This is a genomic window from Citrobacter sp. Cs237 (assembly GCF_030332325.1).
Lineage (GTDB): Bacteria > Pseudomonadota > Gammaproteobacteria > Enterobacterales > Enterobacteriaceae > Citrobacter_A > Citrobacter_A sedlakii.
Genome location: NZ_JAOWIB010000106.1, coordinates 454897 through 474512, shown reverse-complemented (window position 1 = coordinate 474512; position 19616 = coordinate 454897). Strand labels below are relative to the sequence as shown.

The following is a 19616-nucleotide window of genomic DNA, read 5'->3' as shown; positions in this document are numbered from 1 at the left end:
CCGGCCTGGACGCGGCGTTACTTCAACACGTAGCCATACAGCCGCTTAATGCCATCGGCGTCTTTTTCACTGTAAACTCCCTGTAATTCCGGCGAGAAGCCCGGCAGCATATTCACCCCTTCTTCCAGCGCCAGGAAATAGCGCTGTACCGCGCCGCCCCACACTTCACCCGGCACCACGCACAGCACGCCCGGCGGATACGGCAGTGCGCCTTCTGCGGCAATACGCCCTTCGGCATCGCTAATGCGTACCAACTCAACGTCGCCGCGAATAAAGGCGCTGTTGGCATCCTGTGGGTTCATTGCCACTTTCGGCAGGCTTTCCTGACGGAACATTGCCTTTTGCAACTCTTTGACGTTAAAGCTGACATACACATCGTGCATTTCCTGACACAGCTCGCGCAGCGTGTAATCGCGGTAGCGCACGGGATATTTGTTGAAGATGGTCGGCAGTACGTCCGCAAGCGGCGTGTCGTCTTCGATATGCTGTTCAAACTGGGCCAGCATCGCCACCAGGTGGGCCATTTTCTCTGCGCTTTCGGCAGGCGTCAGCAGAAACAGGATGGAGTTGAGATCGCATTTTTCCGGTACAATGCCGTTTTCCCGCAGGTAGTGGGCGAGTATCGTCGCCGGAATGCCAAAGTCGGTATAGCGTCCGGTTTCGGCATCAATGCCCGGCGTTGTGAGCAGCAGCTTACACGGATCGACAAAATACTGGTCATCGGCATAGCCTGCAAATCCGTGCCATTTGGCGCCCGGCTCAAAGCTGAAGAAACGTCGCTCGCGGGCAATCCGTTCCGTCGGATAATCCTGCCAGGCTTTGCCGTCCACCACGGGCGGGATAAACGGCTGGAGCAGTTTACAGCTGGCGAGGATGGCTTTACGCGCTTCAATTCCCAGTTCTACGCACTCCGCCCACAGTCGTCGGCCGCTCTCCCCTTCATGGATTTTGGCGTTCACATCCAGTGCGGCAAACAGTGGATAAAACGGGCTGGTGGACGCATGCAGCATAAACGCGTTGTTTAGTCGCTTATGCGGACAAAAACGCGCCTGACCACGAAGGTGGTTATCTTTTTTATGGATTTGTGAAGTCTGCGAGAACCCGGCCTGCTGCTTGTGTACCGACTGGGTGACGAAAATACCCGGATCGTTTTCATTCAGTTCCAGCAGCAGCGGTGAACCGTCCGCCATCATCGGGATAAACTGCTCGTAGCCCACCCAGGCGGAATCAAACAAAATGTAGTCGCACAGATGGCCGATGTTGTCGATCACCTGTCGGGCGTTATAGATGGTGCCGTCATAGGTGCCAAGCTGGATAATCGCCAGGCGAAACGGACGCGGCGCCCCGGCTTTGTGCGGCGCTACGCGACGAATCTGCGCACGCAGGTAGTCTTCATTAAAACAGTGATTATCGATCCCGCCGATAAAACCAAACGGATTGCGCGCCGCTTCCAGATACACCGGCGTCGCCCCGGCCTGGATCAGCGCCCCATGATGGTTTGACTTGTGGTTATTACGGTCGAACAGCACCAGATCGCCACGGGTCAGCAGCGCATTCGTTACCACTTTATTGGCCGCCGACGTGCCGTTCAGCACAAAGTAGGTTTTATCGGCGTGAAACACTTTTGCCGCAAACTTTTGCGCATGTTTTGCCGATCCTTCGTGGATCAGCAGATCGCCGAGCTTAACGTCGGCGTTACACATGTCCGCGCGGAAAACGTTCTCGCCAAAGAAGTCATAAAAATGCCGCCCGGCCGGATGCTTTTTAAAAAACGCGCCATGCTGATGACCCGGGCAGGCAAAGGTGCTGTTGCCCATTTCCACATACTGCGTCAGGGTGTCGTAAAAGGGCGGCAGGAGATTTTCTTCATACTGGCAGGCAGCGGCTTCCAGCTCAAGCCACTCCTGCGCATTGCCGCTGATGATCGCCTGCACGCCTGCTGGCGTATCGGTTTTCTCATCACTCAGGATAAATACCGGCAGATGGAATCCCGTACGCTTAAGCAGCGCCAGAATGCCGCTACGGCTGTCGGCGACAGTCAGCACGACGGCGGCCACATCGGTAAAGTCGGTGCTGTCCAGCGCGACTACGCCACGGTGAGTAGATAAACGCGAGACCAGTTCACTACTGGCGGCAATGTTCATAGATTTCATAAGCGCAAAAGCCCGTTTCGGGAGAAAAAAGTCCCGGACAAGGCGTATCGCCCTGTCCCACGAGATGTTGGGTCAAACTGGTCACCAGCTCCGACCGCCAGACATCAGTAAAAGCAGACCGTTTCTGATCTTACTGTTGTCCCGCGTGAGCATGCGCTACCCTCACCGCATGGTGAGTAAAGAAAGGGGAGTAACGAGAAGGGGCACGCATCGCACCAGACGGCGATGATGATAAAGGCGATGTGAAGACGCGACATTCATCCCATGCGGCCCCAACAGACTGGAGAAAATTCGCGCAATGATGGCACCTTTACCCGGCAGGCGCAAGATCAAATCTCTATGCACACAGGCCACGGATAAACAAGCATTAAAGGTGAGAACCAGGTCATAATAATGCACTCTGACAAAATATTTAGCAGGAGCTAACGTGGTAATCGGACCTTTCATTAACGCCAGCGCAGTGTTGCTCGGCGGCGTTATCGGTGCCCTTCTCAGCCAACGTTTACCGGAACGGATTCGTGTCTCAATGACGTCGATTTTCGGCCTGGCGTCGCTTGGCATTGGTATTTTACTGGTGGTCAAATGCGCCAATCTGCCGGTCATGGTTCTGGCAACGCTGATCGGCGCACTGATAGGCGAGTTTTGCTATCTGGAAAAAGGCATCAACAATGCGGTGGCGAAAGCGCAGGCGCTCTTTTCAAGGCCGGGGAAAAAACAACCACATGAGTCGTTTATTCAGAACTTTGTCGCCATTATCGTTCTGTTTTGCGCCAGCGGCACCGGCATTTTCGGTGCGATGCGCGAAGGGATGACTGGCGATCCCAGTATCCTGATTGCCAAATCTTTTCTCGATTTTTTTACGGCGATGATTTTCGCCTGCTCGCTCGGTATTGCCGTGTCGGCCATTTCGGCGCCAATGCTGTTAATCCAGCTGTCGCTGGCAGCCTGCGCGGCGCTGATCCTGCCGCTCACCACGCCAGCGATGATGGCAGACTTTAGTGCCGTTGGCGGATTACTGCTGGTCGCCACCGGTTTGCGCATTTGCGGCATCAAGATGTTCGCAGTGGTCAATATGCTCCCTGCTCTACTGCTGGCAATGCCGCTTTCCGCCGCCTGGACGGCATTTTTCGCCTGAGAATGCGTGCAATAACAGCAAAGTGGTGATAGATTGTGCAGTCTGCGTTGATTTGAAGAAATTTCGTTGACGAAACGAGGCGGATCGGTTTTAATGCGCCCCGTTGCCCGGATAGCTCAGTCGGTAGAGCAGGGGATTGAAAATCCCCGTGTCCTTGGTTCGATTCCGAGTCCGGGCACCAAATTCATAAGACCTCGCTGCAAAGCGAGGCTTTTCCTTTTCTGGCTACGGTAGATTTTTGGTTGTTACGATACGCTATCGACTTGCTTTCTTAAATGCCTGTTGCCGTTACGACCTCCATCACCTCAAATGGTCTCTACTTACCTGCTACAGCCTATACCATTTCTCTCTTCTCAAATTAACTATTATAATCTGGGAATTAATGAAGGATTCCCCCAACGACTATACCGGGCAGTCATATTTATATAAGGTTGCGTATATTAAGTATCACAAATCTCTGATTGCCAAACATGCAAAGGAAACAGGTCTATCCCATTTATTACTGGCTGGTGTTGCATGGGAAGAAGTCGGTGGGAACCCTGATCGGCTAAAACCATTTGCTTAACGTTCAGGCAAGCAGTTGATTATTTTATTCGACATTTTTCCCTCGTGGCTATGGATTCGATTCAGTACGAGAATACCCCGTCCTACTGATAATGTTTCAGATCGTCGCCATAATTCAACGTCTGATGTAGAGTTGATTTACTGATACCGACTCACCAAATCTTTAACCGCTGTTGCATAGGTTTTTTGTTTAAGCTGAGTAATTTGTTGCTCCGTGGTAGCTGTGCCGCTATTACTCGTCAGCAAGGGAAGAACAGCCTCTTCATAGTTGACTGGCGTCCAGGTGGACCAGCCTCCTGTCGCCACATCCACGAGCGTAAAACGCACCAGGAAACGCAGCGAAGCCGCATCCGTCAGCTTCTCATTTTTATAGTCCGACCACGTCGTCGTTTTGGTTGTGGGATCGTATTTACCGGACTGCAATATATCTTGATAAACAACGATCGCTTTCTGATGCCCCTTCGCGCCGACGTAACGCAGCGCCTGCATCCAGTTCATATTCTCACTGGCAACCACATCGCCGTTCTCATTTTTATTGCAGGAAATCACTTTTTGCCTGTCCGGAATCCCGGAAAAGGTCGCGACAGTATAATATTTCCGCATTTCTTGCTGCATCGCCGTTTCTGGCGCGCGGCTACCGGACTGTACGAGAATAACAGAGGAATTCAGCGGTACACGAAACTCATCCTCTTCCAGCGCCGCCTGGATATCCTCTTCGGACACCGCCAATGTGGTTTCGTTACCAAAAATATCCTTGTCCGTCAGCTGCTGTGCTGAAGCATTTTTATTGACGCCGCTCTCCGCCCGCAGCCCCGTTTTCTTCGCATCGATGGAGGAGCGTGGCGCACAACCCGCCAGCAGGAATGCGACCACACATAAAAATATTGCTGACCGGGTATTCATAGTGCATGCTCCCTCATCTGGATCTGAATTCGTGTATTATTTCCCTGAAAAATCCCAATAATTATATACCTACAAAAGAAGCTGGCAAAAGAGAATTATTTCTGCAGATGAAACATTTATTGCATAAATAATAAATCAAAATTTAAAACGATGATGAATATACCAGCAAGACACGATCAAGAACTATTTCTCCCGTATAGGTTTAAAAAATTGATGAAGAATCTCTTTTTAAAAATAGTCTTAACGCTCTCTGATATTCCTGCCTCTGGGGAACGCCTCTTTATCCTGGCTGTTGCGGAATAACGCCGTGCCGGCGGCGGCTTCACGCTGTAAAAAGCCCGCCCGAAGGCGGGTTTAGATTTATGTAGCGCTTACCGTATTGAGGCCTGCCGTCACATCGCAGGTCTGTAAGCGTCTATTCTTTCACGACAATCAGCGGTTCGATATCGCTCTCTTTTTTAATGACCAACGACTCGTCGCCGCGCAGGCAGGTGCCGCCGTAGTTGCCGCCAACAGTAAACGTGCAGACCTGAATGTACTTCCCGTCGACGTTTGGCAGACACCACAGTTGCTGATAAATGTTCTTCTGCTCGGCGAATTTCCCGCTGGTTTTATCCAGCAGTTCTTCCTGATGACTGACCAGATCGATATTGCTGCCGCAGCGTCCGGCAATCGGTTTCACCGCATAACCGGTTTGCGCCAGTTCGTCGTTCACTGTGAAATCGGTGTCCAGCAGATAACGATGATGCGGGAACAGTTGCCACAGAATCGGCAGGATCGCTTTGTTTCCGGGGATCACTGTCCACAGTGGTTCAAACACCAGCACCTCCGGGCGCAGCAGGACGTCTATCAGGCGGACGTCCTGATTGGTATGCCCGGTGCGGATCGGCACAGCGGCGTATTCGGTTTCACTGACTTCGCGAATCTGCTCAATCGCTGTTTCCCAGGCCCACGTTTTCCAGACGCAGTTCACCAGGCGATCGTCACCGTCAATCAGTTGCCCCGCGTCGTCCCAGCGCAACTCATCCAGCCCGCGCAGGATTTTGCTTTCAAACCCGGCCTGGCGCAGCGCCTGCTGCATAAACTGGGCGTGGTAATTTTCCTCAATGTCTTTATCCTGCATGATATGCACGAAAGGCCGCGCATGGCTGTGTTTCCACGCCCCGGCCAGTTCATTGATCAGCCCTTCTGCGGGATTATGGCCCTGTCCCGTATAGCCCTGTTCAGCCCAACGTTCAAGAATCAGCCCCGCCTCGGTATGACAGGAGGCGGAATCCGCGTTGTACTCGTAAACCTTCAGCCCGCGTTCATCCATACAAAAATCCATACGACCGGTGATCATATGATGACGGCGACGCTGCCAGGACAAACGTAAACGCGGCCAGAGAATTTTGGGGATATCGAACAGCGCCAGCAGATTGTCATCTTTCAGCACCTTGTCGGTGGCATGAAGATACATCAGATGCAGTTCGTTGGTCGCTTTAATCAGCTCCTGCTCGGCGCTCTCGGTGATGGTGAAATACTGGTACGGATCCTGATTTATCACGTGCCCGTTAGCGGCCACATACGCCTTTTGCAGCGGATCGTGTTCATCCAGCCATTTGCCGGCGAACTGGCCTTTCTCCGCCAGACGCGCGCCGCGGATCTTCAGTGAGTCATTGGCGTTCCCCGGCTGCGGCAGGCTGTGCTGCGTGTCATCAGTCTGGATCATCCACCCCAGAATCGTGGTATCGTCAAAGGTATCTTTCAGCGTGTAGTGACCCTTTTCTACCACCATCTCCAGCTCGCGCGTCCACTGCTGGCCGGGAGGGAGCGGCGTGTGGATGACGTTCTGCTCGGCGATACGGATCTTATCCTCCAGCAACTGGGTGATAATCGCCACATGACCGGTCTCGTTAAATTCACCGCCCTTTTGCCAGATTAACAGCGCCCCGGCGACCGGCGCTCGAGGCGAACCGTTAGGAAAGGCCTGCAGCGGCAGGATATTGTCGTTTACCACTTCGCGCAGAAAACGCAGTGAGAAGATCTCCCACGCCATACCGACATCGGTAAACACAACACCATAGTTAAGAAACAAAAAACGGCGGGCGAACTCTACGCACTGCCATTTATGCCCCATATACTCGTTGTCGATGTAGCTGCGAAACGCGGCGTCGTCGGCATAGTCCCGTGGGTCAAGGGAGCTGTAATCTGAAGAATAGATGGCTACACCACCGGGGGCATAGCCCAATAATGTCCCAAAGGGGGCATCCTGACTGCTCGTTCCTGTGCTCATCCAACTTACCTCAATCTGTACAGCCTGAGCGGCATCTGCTTGCCTGCCCAACAACATTCATCATCATACACCTCCACGCAGCGGCCAGACGCCCGAAGGCAAAAAATAGCAGGGCGTAAATGTGCCAATCTGTTAAATGCCTCAATGGCGACCTGCTACACTGCTTCAACACAACCCATCAGAAGGCAGGTCAACATGTCAGATAACACTTATCAGCCCGCAAACGTCTGGACGTGGGATAAATCCGGCGGCGGCGCATTCGCCAACATCAACCGTCCGATCTCCGGCCCAACCCATGACAAGACATTGCCCGTCGGTAAACACCCGTTGCAGCTCTACTCGCTGGGCACGCCGAACGGTCAGAAAGTGACGATCATGCTGGAAGAACTGCTCGCACTGGGCGTCACCGGCGCAGAGTATGACGCCTGGTTGATCCGCATCGGCGAAGGCGATCAGTTCTCCAGCGGCTTTGTTGAGGTCAACCCTAACTCGAAGATCCCGGCCCTGCGCGATCATTCGCAAAATCCGCCGGTGCGCGTGTTTGAGTCGGGATCGATCCTGCTGTATCTGGCGGAAAAATTTGGCTATTTCCTGCCGCAGGATCTGGCAAAACGCACGGAAACCCTGAACTGGCTGTTCTGGCTACAGGGCGCAGCACCGTTTCTTGGCGGCGGCTTCGGCCATTTTTATCACTATGCGCCGGTGAAGATCGAATACGCCATTAACCGTTTCACCATGGAAGCGAAACGTCTGCTGGACGTGCTGGATAAACAGTTAGCGAATCACCCCTATGTCGCGGGCGACGACTATACGATTGCCGATATGGCAATCTGGCCATGGTTCGGCAATGTGGTGCTCGGCAACGTGTACGACGCCGCGGAATTTCTCGACGCAGGCAGCTACAAGAACGTGCAGCGCTGGGCGAAAGAGATTGCCGCACGTCCGGCGGTGAAACGGGGAAGAATAGTGAACAAGACCAACGGTCCGCTGAACGAACAGCTGCATGAGCGGCACGACGCCAGCGACGTTGAAAACAAGACGGAAGATAAGCGACAGGGATAAGTTCCTGGCCGGATGACGGCGCGCAGTGCGCCTTATCCGGCCAGGAAGGTCGCGAAATGAGAGCGGTATTACGCGCTGGTCACGTCGTAATCCATACGGCGCAGCGCGTCTAATGTAGCGTTGGCCTCATGCTCATCAATTATGCTCATCGCAAAGCCAACGTGAACCAGCACCCACTGCCCAACCAGTTCCGCAGGGTTGCCTTCGCAGATCAGGGCGATATTGACATCGCGCTTGATACCACACACTTCCACCTGCGCCAGTTGATGAATATCTTCACCCACCGCCAGAACCTGACCCGGAACGCCAATACACATAATTAACCACCCAGAGGTTTATTCAACTTCAATACTCTTCACTTTTAGCGAATCGCCGGTATCCACGCGCAGACGATCGCCATGGCAGCGCGGACATTGCGCATCGTGCCGGGCGATCTCAACCAACTGACTGCAATCCCAACACCATGCCTGCGCTGGCGTGTAGTCGATGTGCAGCACACAGCCCTGCGCCACTGTCCCCTGGCAGACAATGTCAAAGCTAAAACGGACGGCGCTCTCCTCGACGCAGGAAAGCGCGCCAATCTCCAGCCACACGCCAGTGACTCGCTTAACGCCGTGCTGTTCTGCCTGCTGTTGAATGATCTCAACCGCGCTCTGGCAAAGAGACAGCTCATGCATTTTCACTACTCCGGCGGCCAAACAGCAATGCACGGCGGCTGGTTTGCGGCGCATCAGGATTACTGACCGGCAGCGACAGCAGCATCCGCGCGCAGTCGTCTGCCAGACGGACGCCCTCTTCCGCCGACATCGCATGATTCAGCGGCGACATCAACGAGCAGGAGAGATATTGCGATACGCCGTCAAGCTCGCCAACGGTAAACGTCATATCGCCATACGGCAGACGCAGCCCGAGTTTTTCGCTCACCTTGCGTACCGGCCAGAGTTGATCCGGCCCGGGGAAAATCAGCGCGCTCAGCATCCACGGCGTGATAACACATCCCGTCCACTGTCCTTCATACAGCGTAAAGTCAGAGACATACACCGGCATATCAGGATGCAAAAAAGAGAGATCGTGCATTGAACGCTGCGCGATGGCGTCAAATGCGGCCTGAACCTGCGCCTTCGGGGCGGTCTGGAACCCTGAAATCTCCTCAGGCATGCGCAACCTCCCGTGGGACGGCATCCACACCAGACTCGCGCAGCGCGGCAAGAACCTGCGCAAGCGCAGGTTCAATCATCGCTTCCACCGTCGGCGTTAAGCCAATGTGCGGCTCCAGCGACTCAGGAATGACGCCCACCAGGGTCAGCTTCTTCGGGAACTCGCCGGTAAAACGCAGGGCCGACAGAACGTCGGCCAGGCCAAGCTGGTGCGGGGAAATTTTATTGGTAAACAGCGCAGGCACTTCATCGTCCCGCAGGACCATGATCGTACCCGGCGTGTTTTTTCTGGACACAATGGCGTCCGCGATGATCAGATGATCGCGGTTCGCCATGTCACCCAGCAATTCCATTCCCGCCGTGCCGCCATCGAGGACCTCTACGAAATCCGGCAGTACGTATCGCTGCGCTAACGCTTCAACGATCCGCACTCCGATGGCTTCATCGGTCAGCAAAATATTGCCGACCCCTAAGACTAAAATCCGCATTACAGAACCTTCACAGAGACCACTTCGTTCCCGTCAGCGTCGACAACATGCACCGCGCACGCCATACAGGGGTCGAAAGAGTGAATAGTACGTACCACTTCCAGCGGTTTTTCCGGATCGGCAATCGGCGTACCCACCAGCGACTGTTCATACGGGCCGACATCGTCGTTAAAGTTACGCGGGCCTGAGTTCCACGTTGACGGTACGACCGCCTGGTAGTTGCTGATAATGCCGTCTTTGATCACCATCCAGTGAGAAAGCATCCCGCGCGGCGCTTCAAGGAAGCCGACGCCTTTGAACTCGCCAGTGGACGGAATATCCGGCTTCACAAACGTAGTGTGATCGCCTTTACCAATGTTGGCGATCAGCGCGCCGTACTGGTTCTGCAAAATACCCTGCAGTTCGCAGCAGTGAACGGTACGGCCAATAATGCGCCCCAGCGTGGAGTGCAGTTGCGCCACTTCCAGCGTTTTACCGGTCAGCTTCTGGTAGATAGCGACAATTTCATTCAGCTTCGCCTGCGTGGACTCGCGTCCCGCCGCCAGTTTAACCAGCATATTCGCCAGCGGTCCCACTTCGACGGTTTTGCCGTAGAAGGTCGGCGATTTCACCCACGAATATTTACCGTCATCCGCCCAGCCGTTGTATTCCGGGATGGTGGTGCCTTCCCACGGCGCCTGCGGCGCTTCGTCTTTATACCAGGCGTGCTTCGCGCTCTCCTGGATACCCTTGATCAGGTATTCATCGGAGTGAGAGCTGATTGGACGGTAGGTCGACAGATCGGCGTTTTCAATGTAGCCGCCAGGGAACAGGAAGCTGCCGTTTTTGCCGTCGGTCGGGAATTCCGGCGCGCTCAGGTAGTTCACCGCGCCTTTACCCCGTTCCAGCCATTCCGGATAAAACGCGGCGATCACCGCGGTATCGACCTTATAAACTTGCTCAACGAAGTCGCTCAGCTTGTCGATGAATGACTTAATGTACATCAGGCGTTCAAGGTTCAGCACGCCCAGACCGTCGAGGTTGATCGGGTTGGCTACCCCGCCCACCGCCAGGTTCTGAATGTGCGGCGTTTTACCGCCCAACAGCGCCACCACACGGTTGGCGTCACGCTGGCATTCCAGCGCCTGCAGGTAGTGCGCGACCGCGATCAGGTTCACTTCCGGCGGCAGTTTCATCGCCGGATGTCCCCAGTAGCCGTTAGCGAAAATGCCCAACTGACCGCTGGCAACCAGATCTTTGATCTTGTTCTGCACTTTCGTGAACTCTTCCGCGCTGTTCAGGTGCCAGTTGGAAACGCCTTTCAGCAGCGCTTCGGCTTTTGCCGGGTCGGCATTCAGCGCGGAGGTGATGTCCACCCAGTCCAGCGCGGACAGCTGGTAAAAGTGAACGATGTGGTCATGCGTGGTATGCGCCGCCAGAATAATGTTGCGGATATACTGCGCGTTCACCGGCACGTCGATGTTCAGCGCGCTTTCCGCCGCACGCACCGAAGAGATGGCATGTGTGGTCGTACAGACGCCGCAAATGCGCTGCACAATCATCCACGCGTCGCGCGGATCGCGGTTCTTCACGATCTCTTCCATGCCGCGCCACATGGTGCCGGACGCCCATGCTTTCGATACAACGCCATTTTCGATTTCGCAATCGATGCGTAAATGCCCCTCGATACGGGTTACCGGATCAATAGTAATTCTCTGGCTCATGCTTTGCTCGCCTCATGACGATTATGATCGTTTTGTTTTAAAGGAGGAAGTATCGGCAGTAGACGAATGAGAACGATGTAAGCGCAAATCTCAATAGCCACAAAACCAATAGAAATCAACAGTTCTTCCCAGGTTGGGAAGTAGTGGTAGCCGCCGCCTGGATTGAAGGCCACCAGCGAATAGGAGAGTCGCCAGGTCGCGCAGCCCAGCAGCGCGCTCAGCGCAGACAGGTACAACATCCGCGAATCGTTGCGCAGTTTCGCCACGCGCAGCACCACCAGCGGGAAGACCATCAGCACGACTTCAATCCAGAACATCAGGGAATAGAGGTCGCCTGCGAACGCGTACGATAACTTGTCGCGATAGATCAGCTCGCCAAAGCGCAGCACGACGAATATCGCCAGCAGTACGCTGATGGTGTTCGTCAGTTTGATAAACAAGCTCTTTTCATCCGGGCCGTTGCCTTTCAGACCCGCCTGAACCAGCGAACCTTCAAAGATAACGATTGAGAAGCCCATGATAAAGGCGGTTAGCACCGAAAACAGCGGCAGCATTTCGTAGCTTTGCCACAACGGATGCACCTTGTAGCCGGCCGAAATCATCAGCGATCCCATTGAGGACTGGTGCATGGTCGGCAGCAGCGCGCCGAGGGCGATGATAAAGAACATCACCTTGTTCAGACGCTTCAGCGACACTTTCCAGCCCAGGCGTTCGAACACCGCCGGGGCAAACTCCAGCGCCATCACGCCGATGTAGATGGTCATACAGACCGCCGTCTCAAACAGCACCGAGTTCACATTGAAGTGACCCGGAATGTAGAAGTACGGCAGGTTCCAGTAACGCCCCACGTCAATCGTGATAGACAGACCGCCCAGCGAATATCCAAACAGACTGGCCAGCAGCGCCGGACGCACCAGCGGGTGGTATTGTCCCCGGTTGAAAACATACACCGCCCATGCCAGCGCCCAGCCGCCACAGGCAAAGCCAGTGCCGATCAGCAGGTCGAAGGCGATCCAGACGCCCCATGGGAAGCCGCCGTTCAGATCGGAGACGGACCCCAATCCAAACACCAGACGCTTCACGATAAGAAGCATACAAAGGATGATTAGCGGCCCGAAAATAATGACCGGTTTACTGATAATTTTGCCGCCCAGCGGTTTAGGATCATGACTCATGATCGTCTCCTCCGTCGTGATGGTCGTTTTTAGTGTTACGACGAACCAGCACGGATAAGCCCGCCAGCGCAGCCAGGGGTAATATCATGCCTTTATACAGCGTGTGTTGAACGTGTTCGGATCGCGCGCCGGTAGAGAGGTCGTCCAGCTTCGGTAGATCCAGATTTTCGTAAGGTACCCCGGTCAGCACCAGCACCTGCGTACCGCCGCCCTCTTTTTCGCCATACAGATGCGGGTAATACTTCGGCACGGTATGCACGTAGGTGTCGCCGGTTTTCAGGGTCTGACGCGGATAGTGATACTGACTGCCCGGTTCAAGCGAAAGACGCTTTTTCGCCTCGGCCATCAGCTCTTCGCGAGTGCCGAAGATCACCGCGCCCGCCGGACACACTTCCACACAGCCTGGAAGACCGCCCTTATCGAGTCGCTCAACACCTTTCTGGTTACACAGTTCACACTTGTGTAGCGCGCCAAACGGGTTGTTGTAGTCGTACTTCGGCACGTTGTACGGACACGCGACCATGCAATAGCGGCAACCGGTACAGACGTCTTTGTTGTAATGGACGATGCCGGTTTTCGGATCTTTTTTCAGCGCGGAAACCGGGCAGACAGAGACGCAGTTAGGGTCGACGCAGTGCATACACTGTTTCTTAATGTACGCATAGCCGTTATCGACCTGGTCTTTGTTCACGCCGTCGCCGCTACGCCACACCTGAATAATGTTATTGGTGTAGGGCGACAGTTTGTCGTTGTTTGACCAGGTCTGTTCCCCTTCGGGGTTGCGCGCCGGAAAGTTGATGTCCTGACATTTGGTCACGCAGGCCTGACAGCCGACGCACAGCGTCGAGTCATACAACATACCGAGTGAACCGGGTATCGGCGGGCGGTTTTGCGCAGCCGCATGGCTGACAGACGGCGCGGCGCCTAACAGCAATGCCCCGCTGGAGGCTGCTTTAATAAAGTTACGTCTGTTCACGGTTATTCTCCCCGTGAGTCAGCGTTATCTTTCTTTTGCTGACGACCCAGTTCACGCACCGCCATCACGCTGACGCCTGCCACAAGTCCGACGACGCCGCCGAGTAAACCAATGGCGCCGGCAGAGACGTTGCCGCCTTCTTTCATATTTACGTCAGGTTTTTCAGAACGCGGTGTCTGGTTTTCCACGTGAGCAAGCTGGTGAATGCCCTTATGGAATCCCACGCCCTCTTCGTTACAGCCGTAGCAAGGATGCCCGATCGCCACCGGCCACACGCCGCCCACGTCGCAGAACTGCAGCGTGGAGCAGTTGCCCCAGGTTTCCGGTCCTTTACAGCCAAGATGGTAGAGGCACCATCCTTCACGGTGACCTTCATCGCCGAACTCTTTGGCAAAGCGACCGGCGTCGAAGTGCGGACGGCGCTCACAGTGCTCGTGGATCAGGCGGCCATAGGCGAAGGTGGGACGATTTTTCGCATCCAGCTTCGGCGGCTTACCGTAAGTGATGATGTGCGCGACCGTCGCCAGGAAGTTATGCGGGTTCGGCGGACAGCCTGGAATGTTAATCACGGTTTTGCCTGGCAGTACTTCCTGCAGACCCACCGCGCCGGTTGGGTTCACGCCCGCAGCGGCGACGCCGCCCCAGGCGGAACAGGAGCCGATAGCGATAATCGCCGCCGCGCCTTCCGCCGCTTTGCGGATATGGTCCACAATCGGCTCACCGGCAACCATGCAGTAAATACCGTTATCTTTTAAGGGGATGGAACCATCGACGACCAACACATACTGCCCTTTATACTTCTCAAGCGCGTTGTGTTTATTCTCTTCAACCTGATGGCCGAACGCGGCGGAAAGCACCTCGTGATACTCCAGAGAGATGGTCTCCAGAACAAGGTTTTCTACCGTGGGGTGGGTCGCACGAAGGAGGGATTCGGTACACCCCGTACACTCCTGAGCGCCAATCCAGATAACTGGCGGGCGCTGCGGGCGGGATACCGATTCGGCCATTTCTGCGGCGGCTTTGCTGCTGAGCCCCATGGTGGCGGCGAGTGCTGCACAAAGCTTCATGAAATCACGACGGTTAACGCCGTGAGAATTAATGAGAGTATTATCTCCAGTCATTTTATAGTTATTCCGTTGCGAAGACCTGGCTTTTATTTTGCATCAATCGCGCAAACGTTATTGCGATCGGTGCGCCATTTACCACATTTTTATTATGGTTATGTAGTCTATGATACTGCGCAGGAATACTAAAACGAAGGGAGTAGCCGGTAGTGTAATTAATAAAACCGGCCCAATACCCCTTTCGGATCAATGTTCGGTTCGAAAGTCAGCGTTATCGCTTTGCGAAAGACGGAATTTTTGCACCGAACGCTGAAGTTCTTCGGTTTGACGCTCCAGCGCGGCGGCGGCGGCAGAAACCTGTTCCACCAACGCGGCATTTTGCTGCGTGACGCCATCCATCTGCGTAATGGCGACGCCAACCTGCGAAATGCCTTTACTCTGCTCTTCTGAAGCCGAAGCGATTTGCTTCATTATGGCCTCCACTTCTGACACCCCGCGCAGAATCGCCTCCATGGTCGAACCGGTGTCTTTCACCAGTTGCGCCCCCTGATCGACACGGCGAACGGATTCGGCGATCAGCGTTTCGATCTCTTTCGCGGCATTCGCGCTGCGACTTGCCAGGTTACGCACTTCACCGGCAACCACCGCGAATCCACGCCCCTGTTCACCGGCACGCGCGGCTTCGACCGCCGCATTGAGGGCGAGAATATTGGTCTGAAAGGCAATGCTGTTAATCACGGTGGTAATTTCGGCAATCTGCTTCGAGCTGGCGGAAATGCCGTTCATGGTGTCCACCACGTCTGACACCAGCGAACCACCCTGGCTGGCGGTACGGGAGGCCGAGTCCGCAAGCTGGCTGGCCTGACGCGCGTTATCCGCGTTCAGTTTTACCGTCGCGGTTAGCTGTTCCATACTGGCGGCGGTCTCTTCCAGCGCGGCGGCCTGCTCCTCGGTACGCGATGAGAGATCGTTGTTGCCGCTGGAAATTTCGGTCGCTCCCCGCCAGATATTATCGCTGCCTGCGCGAATCGCGCTGACCGCCTCGCGTAAACTGTCCTGCATCGCTCGCAGTAGGGGCACCAACTGGCCCACACAGTTACGCCCGATATCGTCAATCGGCTGGCTGAGATCGCCCTGGGCTATCTGGCGAAACTGCTGACGGATCCGCCCCAACGGCTTCACCAGCATCGCCACAAGATAGCGGTCGGTAAAAAACAGGATCGCAATTCCCAGGATTACCGCGCTGACGATCAGCGTGCGGATCACCGCCGTTTTGCCATCGACCATAACCCGGGTTTGATCGAGCATGACCGCAGCGGCGGTATTGAATCGCTCTGCGCTTGCGCCGAAGGCGCGGCTCAATGCTGGCGTCACGTTATTCGCCTGCGCACTCCACGCGGTCAGCGTGCCCTGCTGCGCAAGTTGCATTTGCGGCGTGACGCCTTTATCGAGCAGATCCTGCCATTTAGCCAGCACATCGGCGGCAACCTGGGGATCCATCGGGCCTGGAGAAAGGGTTTTCATCTCCTGTAACTTTTTACTCATGTTATCCAGCGCCTGTTGTACGGGCGCAAAATCGGGCGTCCCTCCGCCGATTTTAACGTCCATGGCGCGGCTGAGACGGGTCACGAAGCGAAAATACTGATCGTTGCCCTGGCTGAGCACCGTCATCTGGCGAACAAGATGGCGATCCACCTCGTTGCCCTCCGCGACGCGAGAAAGAGACCAGGTGCTGTAAAGCCCCACACCGACCCACATTAAACAGAAAATGCCGAGGATCGTCAGCATGACAACCCGGATAGTGAAATTACGAAGCATGTACATATGTTTTCCTTGCCGTGAGGGAGAAGTCGCCCAGAGGCGCGTCTAACCTCGTTATCGGCAGGAAGCGGCGAAGGTATAATTTTTCGCGCGTAATTTTATAAAAATTTTTACTCCACAAGAAAGTTAATGAAAACGATAATCGCCGGGCGAGAAATCCACATTGCGTTAACGTGTTTTTATCTTTCAATAGTTGTAAAAATGTAAAACAGCCGCGCAGTAAATTACCGAAATACCCCTAAAGAATTATTGGGTTTGAGGCGTTCTTTTGAACTATATCGATGCCGCTGGATAAAATTGGCATAAACAGCTTATTATTTAAGCTTAAACATTCACGAGAAAAATGTATTCATAATAATTAATTTATCAGGCCGTGATTAAAACATTATTTTTTCTTAAGACCATTTTAAGATTTTATTACATCACTCTCCTTTCAGAAGATTCTTAATCCAACGTATTTCCATTAAAAAGAAAGCGGATTCATCTTGATATTAATGGAATAAAAAATGCGCAAATTAATGAACCGCACGTTGCTCTCGCAATGTGTATTAGTGGCTTTAGCTTCCTTCAGTTCCTGTGTTTCTGCTGCCTCCAGCACGCCGTGCGTTGGTGACGATACGTCGCACACCTGCGGTCTACGGGCTGCGGAGTCCGTGGGCGATATTAGCGTTTACCAACAAGATAACGGTGTCGCTAACGCCGTAATGGCGGACCCAACCTCCGGGTCGATCTTCATGAACGGGCATTTCAACACCGGAGAAACCCAATCATTAACTGTCAACGGCACCGATATGACCGGCAGCTATATTCAGGGAAGCAATGGCGGGACGGCAAATATCACCGTCACCAACGGCGCGAAAGTGGATATGATTGAAGTCGGCAATATTAAAGAGACCACGAACACTACCGTCACCGTTGATCATTCAACCCTGAATGGCGAAAACGACGATGTGCTTTATCCGAATAAAAAAGACTACATGATGGGTGCGTCTATCTATCTCGATCCGCAGGATAATGGCTATCATACCGCCAATATTATTAACGGCAGCGATCTGCACGGCAGTATTATCAGCGGCGGTAATGGGGTTCAGACAATATCCATGAGCGACAGTTCATTGGATAAAGGCGGTATTTATGCCGGTAGCGAAAAATCGGATACGACACTCTCGCTCACCAATGCCTCCGTCGACGGTACCGACAGTGAAGTGGCGCAGAATATTGAAAAAGCGTCACAATTTTTGAGTCAGACAATCTTTAAAGATATCAACCTTGACGCGTTTGGCGACGTTACCATCGCCATGCTGGGCACTACCCACACCAGCCTGACGATGAATAACAGCACCGTGACCGGCGATATTGGCGTCGTGAATGAAAAAGGGTACGCCAGCCTTTCACTCACCAATCAAAGCGTGATTAACGGGAACGTCACTCTGGCCGGTGATTCCACCAATTCCCTTCTGCTGGACAACAGCACCATCAACGGTGACGTCAACACCAGCGCCAATAAAGGCAATACCACCATCACGCTGCAAAACAACGCCAACGTCAACGGCGATGTTACCACCGGTAAAGGCGACGACACGCTGGTGCTGACCAATCAGTCTCACGTTAACGGCAACGTGGACGGCGGCGACGGCAGCGATACGCTGTCCATGGACGCGGGCAGTTCGATCACCGGTCAGATAAGCCAGTTCGAAACGGTAAACACCACCAGCGATAACAGCATCAGCATCGACAAAATCAACGACGCGACCACCTGGGATCTGCAAAACGGATCAAGCCTGATCGCCAGCACCACCGGGAGCAATGCCTCGGTCAGCATGAGCACCGACAGTTTCGTTAACTTCGGCACGATCACCGGCAGTAATAACGCCGTGGTGGTCAACAGCATCACGCCGTCTGCGATCAATCGTTCCGGCGTTCTTCTTGGGACTTTTACGACCACCGGCACTGCTGCGCCGCAGGACTATGCGGGTGCCACGTTCACTAACGGCCAGCAGACAGTGGAAAATCGCAGCGGCGCGTACAACTACGACAACAGTCTGGACATTGTCGCCGCCGACAGCGCGCCACAGGCCATGCTGAAAGCCAGTGACAGCCAGAGCTGGAATATTCTGTTTAACAGCGCGCAAGGTTCGCTGGCCAGCGACGTGCAGGGGTTAATTGCCGGTCTGGATGCGGCTGAACAGGCGGGTCATCAGGTCGCTGACGACATCAGCAATCACATGAACCAGGTACATCTGGCCAGCCTGTTGGGCGAACAACAGGAGGGAGCGCAGGTATGGGGCGATTTCCTGTACCAGAACGGTAATTTCAGCAACGATGTCGACTACAAGAGCGTTACCCAGGGCGCGCAGGGTGGTGTGGACTGGACGGCGCATTTAACTAACGGCGACAGCGTCACTGGCGGTATCGCCCTGGCCTGGACCCGCAGCCGCGTGCAGGACACCAGCGACAGCGCCGACAGCTTCAAGGACAGCGTGTACGGGAATTACTACAGCCTGTACGGCGGATGGCAGCAGGCGCTGAATGGCGATACCTGGGGACTGTTCGCGGACGGTAGCTTCAGCTATGGCGATATGCGTTATTCGCTGTCTGCCAACAACGTCACCGGCAATACCAGCGGGATGACAGAAGCGCTGAACGGCTCGACCGACGGAAGCCTGTATATGGCGCAAGCGCGTACCGGCGTAAACGTCCTGCTGCCGGGCGAAACCCTGCTGCAGCCGTATGCCACTCTGGGCTGGGATCAGACCAAAGCCGACGGCTTCTCCGATCAGGAGATCACCTTCTCTGACAGTCAGGTATCTTCCTGGAACGGCGGCGCTGGCGTCCGTCTGACCACCACGCTTCGCGATCTGAACAAAGGCGTGCAGCTGATGCCGTGGATTGACGCGCGCTTCCAGAAAGAGTTCAGCGACGATACCGACATCAAGGCGGCGGACTATCACAACACCACAGGCCACAACAACACGATGGGCATTTTTGGCGCAGGCATCAACGCCACCATCGCCCACAACTTCACGTTAAATACCGGCGTGTATGTGGGAACCGGCGATGTGGATAACGACGCCAGCGTCCAGGCAGGGATGAGCTATAGCTTCTGATGCCTGAATTGCCGGGTGGCGGCTTCGCCTTAC

Annotated in this window: 15 protein-coding genes and 1 tRNA gene; 4 read left to right on the top strand and 12 right to left on the bottom strand. The window is 54.5% G+C overall.

Translation table 11 applies throughout. The features are described from left to right. Window positions 1–17: 17 nt before the first annotated feature. Complete coding sequence (locus OGY07_RS15690) at window positions 18–2153, bottom strand: ornithine decarboxylase (RefSeq protein WP_042290436.1); 2136 nt, start codon at window positions 2151–2153, stop codon at window positions 18–20. Between the two features lie 427 nt (window positions 2154–2580). Between OGY07_RS15690 and OGY07_RS15685 the strand changes: the two genes are divergently transcribed. Both OGY07_RS15685 and OGY07_RS15680 read left to right on the top strand, forming a co-directional pair. Then, the gene (locus tag OGY07_RS15685) at window positions 2581–3288 is read left to right on the top strand and encodes a DUF554 domain-containing protein (RefSeq protein WP_042290438.1); all 708 of its coding nucleotides are present in this window, start codon (window positions 2581–2583) and stop codon (window positions 3286–3288) included. Window positions 3289–3393: 105 nt separating this feature from the next. Continuing rightward, window positions 3394–3469, top strand: a tRNA-Phe gene (locus OGY07_RS15680). 521 nt (window positions 3470–3990) lie between these two features. Here OGY07_RS15680 and OGY07_RS15675 read toward each other — a convergent pair. Both OGY07_RS15675 and gss read right to left on the bottom strand, forming a co-directional pair. After that, a complete protein-coding gene (locus OGY07_RS15675) occupies window positions 3991–4755 on the bottom strand; it encodes a lipoprotein YafT (RefSeq protein ID WP_286601589.1) in 765 nt (254 codons plus the stop codon). A gap of 415 nt (window positions 4756–5170) precedes the next feature. Continuing rightward, on the bottom strand, window positions 5171–7030 hold the full coding sequence (gene gss, locus OGY07_RS15670; protein ID WP_286601587.1) for a bifunctional glutathionylspermidine amidase/synthase: 1860 nt from the start codon (window positions 7028–7030) through the stop codon (window positions 5171–5173). Window positions 7031–7225: 195 nt separating this feature from the next. Here gss and yghU point away from each other — a divergent pair, with 195 nt between their 5' ends. Beyond that, window positions 7226–8092, top strand: a complete 867-nt coding sequence (yghU, locus tag OGY07_RS15665; RefSeq protein WP_042289168.1) for a glutathione-dependent disulfide-bond oxidoreductase — start codon at window positions 7226–7228, stop codon at window positions 8090–8092. A gap of 68 nt (window positions 8093–8160) precedes the next feature. Here yghU and hybG read toward each other — a convergent pair whose 3' ends face one another. The 9 genes from hybG to OGY07_RS15620 all read right to left on the bottom strand — a co-directional run bounded on the left by hybG (window position 8161) and on the right by OGY07_RS15620 (window position 16479). Next, entirely contained in the window at window positions 8161–8409 is a 249-nt protein-coding gene (gene hybG, locus OGY07_RS15660; RefSeq protein WP_042289171.1) for a hydrogenase maturation factor HybG, read from the bottom strand. An 18-nt stretch (window positions 8410–8427) separates the two neighbouring features. Further along, window positions 8428–8769: a hydrogenase maturation nickel metallochaperone HypA gene (gene hypA, locus OGY07_RS15655; protein WP_286601584.1), complete on the bottom strand. Its 342-nt coding sequence runs from the start codon at window positions 8767–8769 to the stop codon at window positions 8428–8430. Beyond that, window positions 8762–9250 carry a hydrogenase-2 assembly chaperone gene (gene hybE, locus OGY07_RS15650; RefSeq protein WP_181822065.1) on the bottom strand — a complete coding sequence of 163 codons (489 nt, stop codon included), beginning with the start codon at window positions 9248–9250 and terminating at the stop codon, window positions 8762–8764. Before hybE ends, hypA begins: the two co-directional genes overlap by 8 nt. Next, window positions 9243–9737, bottom strand: a complete 495-nt coding sequence (locus OGY07_RS15645) for a HyaD/HybD family hydrogenase maturation endopeptidase (RefSeq protein WP_181822066.1) — start codon at window positions 9735–9737, stop codon at window positions 9243–9245. The genes hybE and OGY07_RS15645 overlap by 8 nt, the downstream gene beginning before the upstream one ends. Next, window positions 9737–11440: a hydrogenase 2 large subunit gene (gene hybC / locus OGY07_RS15640; protein WP_286601581.1), complete on the bottom strand. Its 1704-nt coding sequence runs from the start codon at window positions 11438–11440 to the stop codon at window positions 9737–9739. Before hybC ends, OGY07_RS15645 begins: the two co-directional genes overlap by 1 nt. Continuing rightward, a complete protein-coding gene (gene hybB, locus OGY07_RS15635) occupies window positions 11437–12615 on the bottom strand; it encodes a Ni/Fe-hydrogenase cytochrome b subunit (protein ID WP_042289182.1) in 1179 nt (392 codons plus the stop codon). The genes hybC and hybB overlap by 4 nt, the downstream gene beginning before the upstream one ends. After that, window positions 12605–13591 carry a hydrogenase 2 operon protein HybA gene (gene hybA / locus OGY07_RS15630; protein ID WP_042289184.1) on the bottom strand — a complete coding sequence of 329 codons (987 nt, stop codon included), beginning with the start codon at window positions 13589–13591 and terminating at the stop codon, window positions 12605–12607. Before hybA ends, hybB begins: the two co-directional genes overlap by 11 nt. A gap of 2 nt (window positions 13592–13593) precedes the next feature. Then, window positions 13594–14712 (bottom strand): hydrogenase 2 small subunit, encoded by a 1119-nt coding sequence (hybO, locus tag OGY07_RS15625; RefSeq protein WP_042289187.1) that lies wholly within the window; start codon window positions 14710–14712, stop codon window positions 13594–13596. A gap of 189 nt (window positions 14713–14901) precedes the next feature. Further along, complete coding sequence (locus tag OGY07_RS15620) at window positions 14902–16479, bottom strand: methyl-accepting chemotaxis protein (protein ID WP_060570828.1); 1578 nt, start codon at window positions 16477–16479, stop codon at window positions 14902–14904. 503 nt (window positions 16480–16982) lie between these two features. Between OGY07_RS15620 and OGY07_RS15615 the strand changes: the two genes are divergently transcribed. Then, window positions 16983–19583 carry an autotransporter outer membrane beta-barrel domain-containing protein gene (locus OGY07_RS15615; RefSeq protein WP_286601575.1) on the top strand — a complete coding sequence of 867 codons (2601 nt, stop codon included), beginning with the start codon at window positions 16983–16985 and terminating at the stop codon, window positions 19581–19583. The last annotated feature ends 33 nt before the right edge of the window (window positions 19584–19616 follow it).

Excerpts from the sequence above, each read along its gene's own strand:
- hybB (WP_042289182.1), bottom strand. The coding sequence starts at position 12,615 with ATGAGTCATGATCCTAAACCGCTGGGCGGCAAAATTATCAGTAAACCG.
- hybC (WP_286601581.1), bottom strand. The coding sequence starts at position 11,440 with ATGAGCCAGAGAATTACTATTGATCCGGTAACCCGTATCGAGGGGCAT.
- hypA (WP_286601584.1), bottom strand. The coding sequence starts at position 8,769 with ATGCATGAGCTGTCTCTTTGCCAGAGCGCGGTTGAGATCATTCAACAG.
- OGY07_RS15690 (WP_042290436.1), bottom strand. The coding sequence starts at position 2,153 with ATGAAATCTATGAACATTGCCGCCAGTAGTGAACTGGTCTCGCGTTTA.
- OGY07_RS15615 (WP_286601575.1), top strand. The coding sequence starts at position 16,983 with ATGCGCAAATTAATGAACCGCACGTTGCTCTCGCAATGTGTATTAGTG.
- OGY07_RS15675 (WP_286601589.1), bottom strand. The coding sequence starts at position 4,755 with ATGAATACCCGGTCAGCAATATTTTTATGTGTGGTCGCATTCCTGCTG.
- OGY07_RS15620 (WP_060570828.1), bottom strand. The coding sequence starts at position 16,479 with ATGTACATGCTTCGTAATTTCACTATCCGGGTTGTCATGCTGACGATC.
- hybG (WP_042289171.1), bottom strand. The coding sequence starts at position 8,409 with ATGTGTATTGGCGTTCCGGGTCAGGTTCTGGCGGTGGGTGAAGATATT.
- hybO (WP_042289187.1), bottom strand. The coding sequence starts at position 14,712 with ATGACTGGAGATAATACTCTCATTAATTCTCACGGCGTTAACCGTCGT.
- OGY07_RS15645 (WP_181822066.1), bottom strand. The coding sequence starts at position 9,737 with ATGCGGATTTTAGTCTTAGGGGTCGGCAATATTTTGCTGACCGATGAA.
- yghU (WP_042289168.1), top strand. The coding sequence starts at position 7,226 with ATGTCAGATAACACTTATCAGCCCGCAAACGTCTGGACGTGGGATAAA.
- hybE (WP_181822065.1), bottom strand. The coding sequence starts at position 9,250 with ATGCCTGAGGAGATTTCAGGGTTCCAGACCGCCCCGAAGGCGCAGGTT.
- gss (WP_286601587.1), bottom strand. The coding sequence starts at position 7,030 with ATGAGCACAGGAACGAGCAGTCAGGATGCCCCCTTTGGGACATTATTG.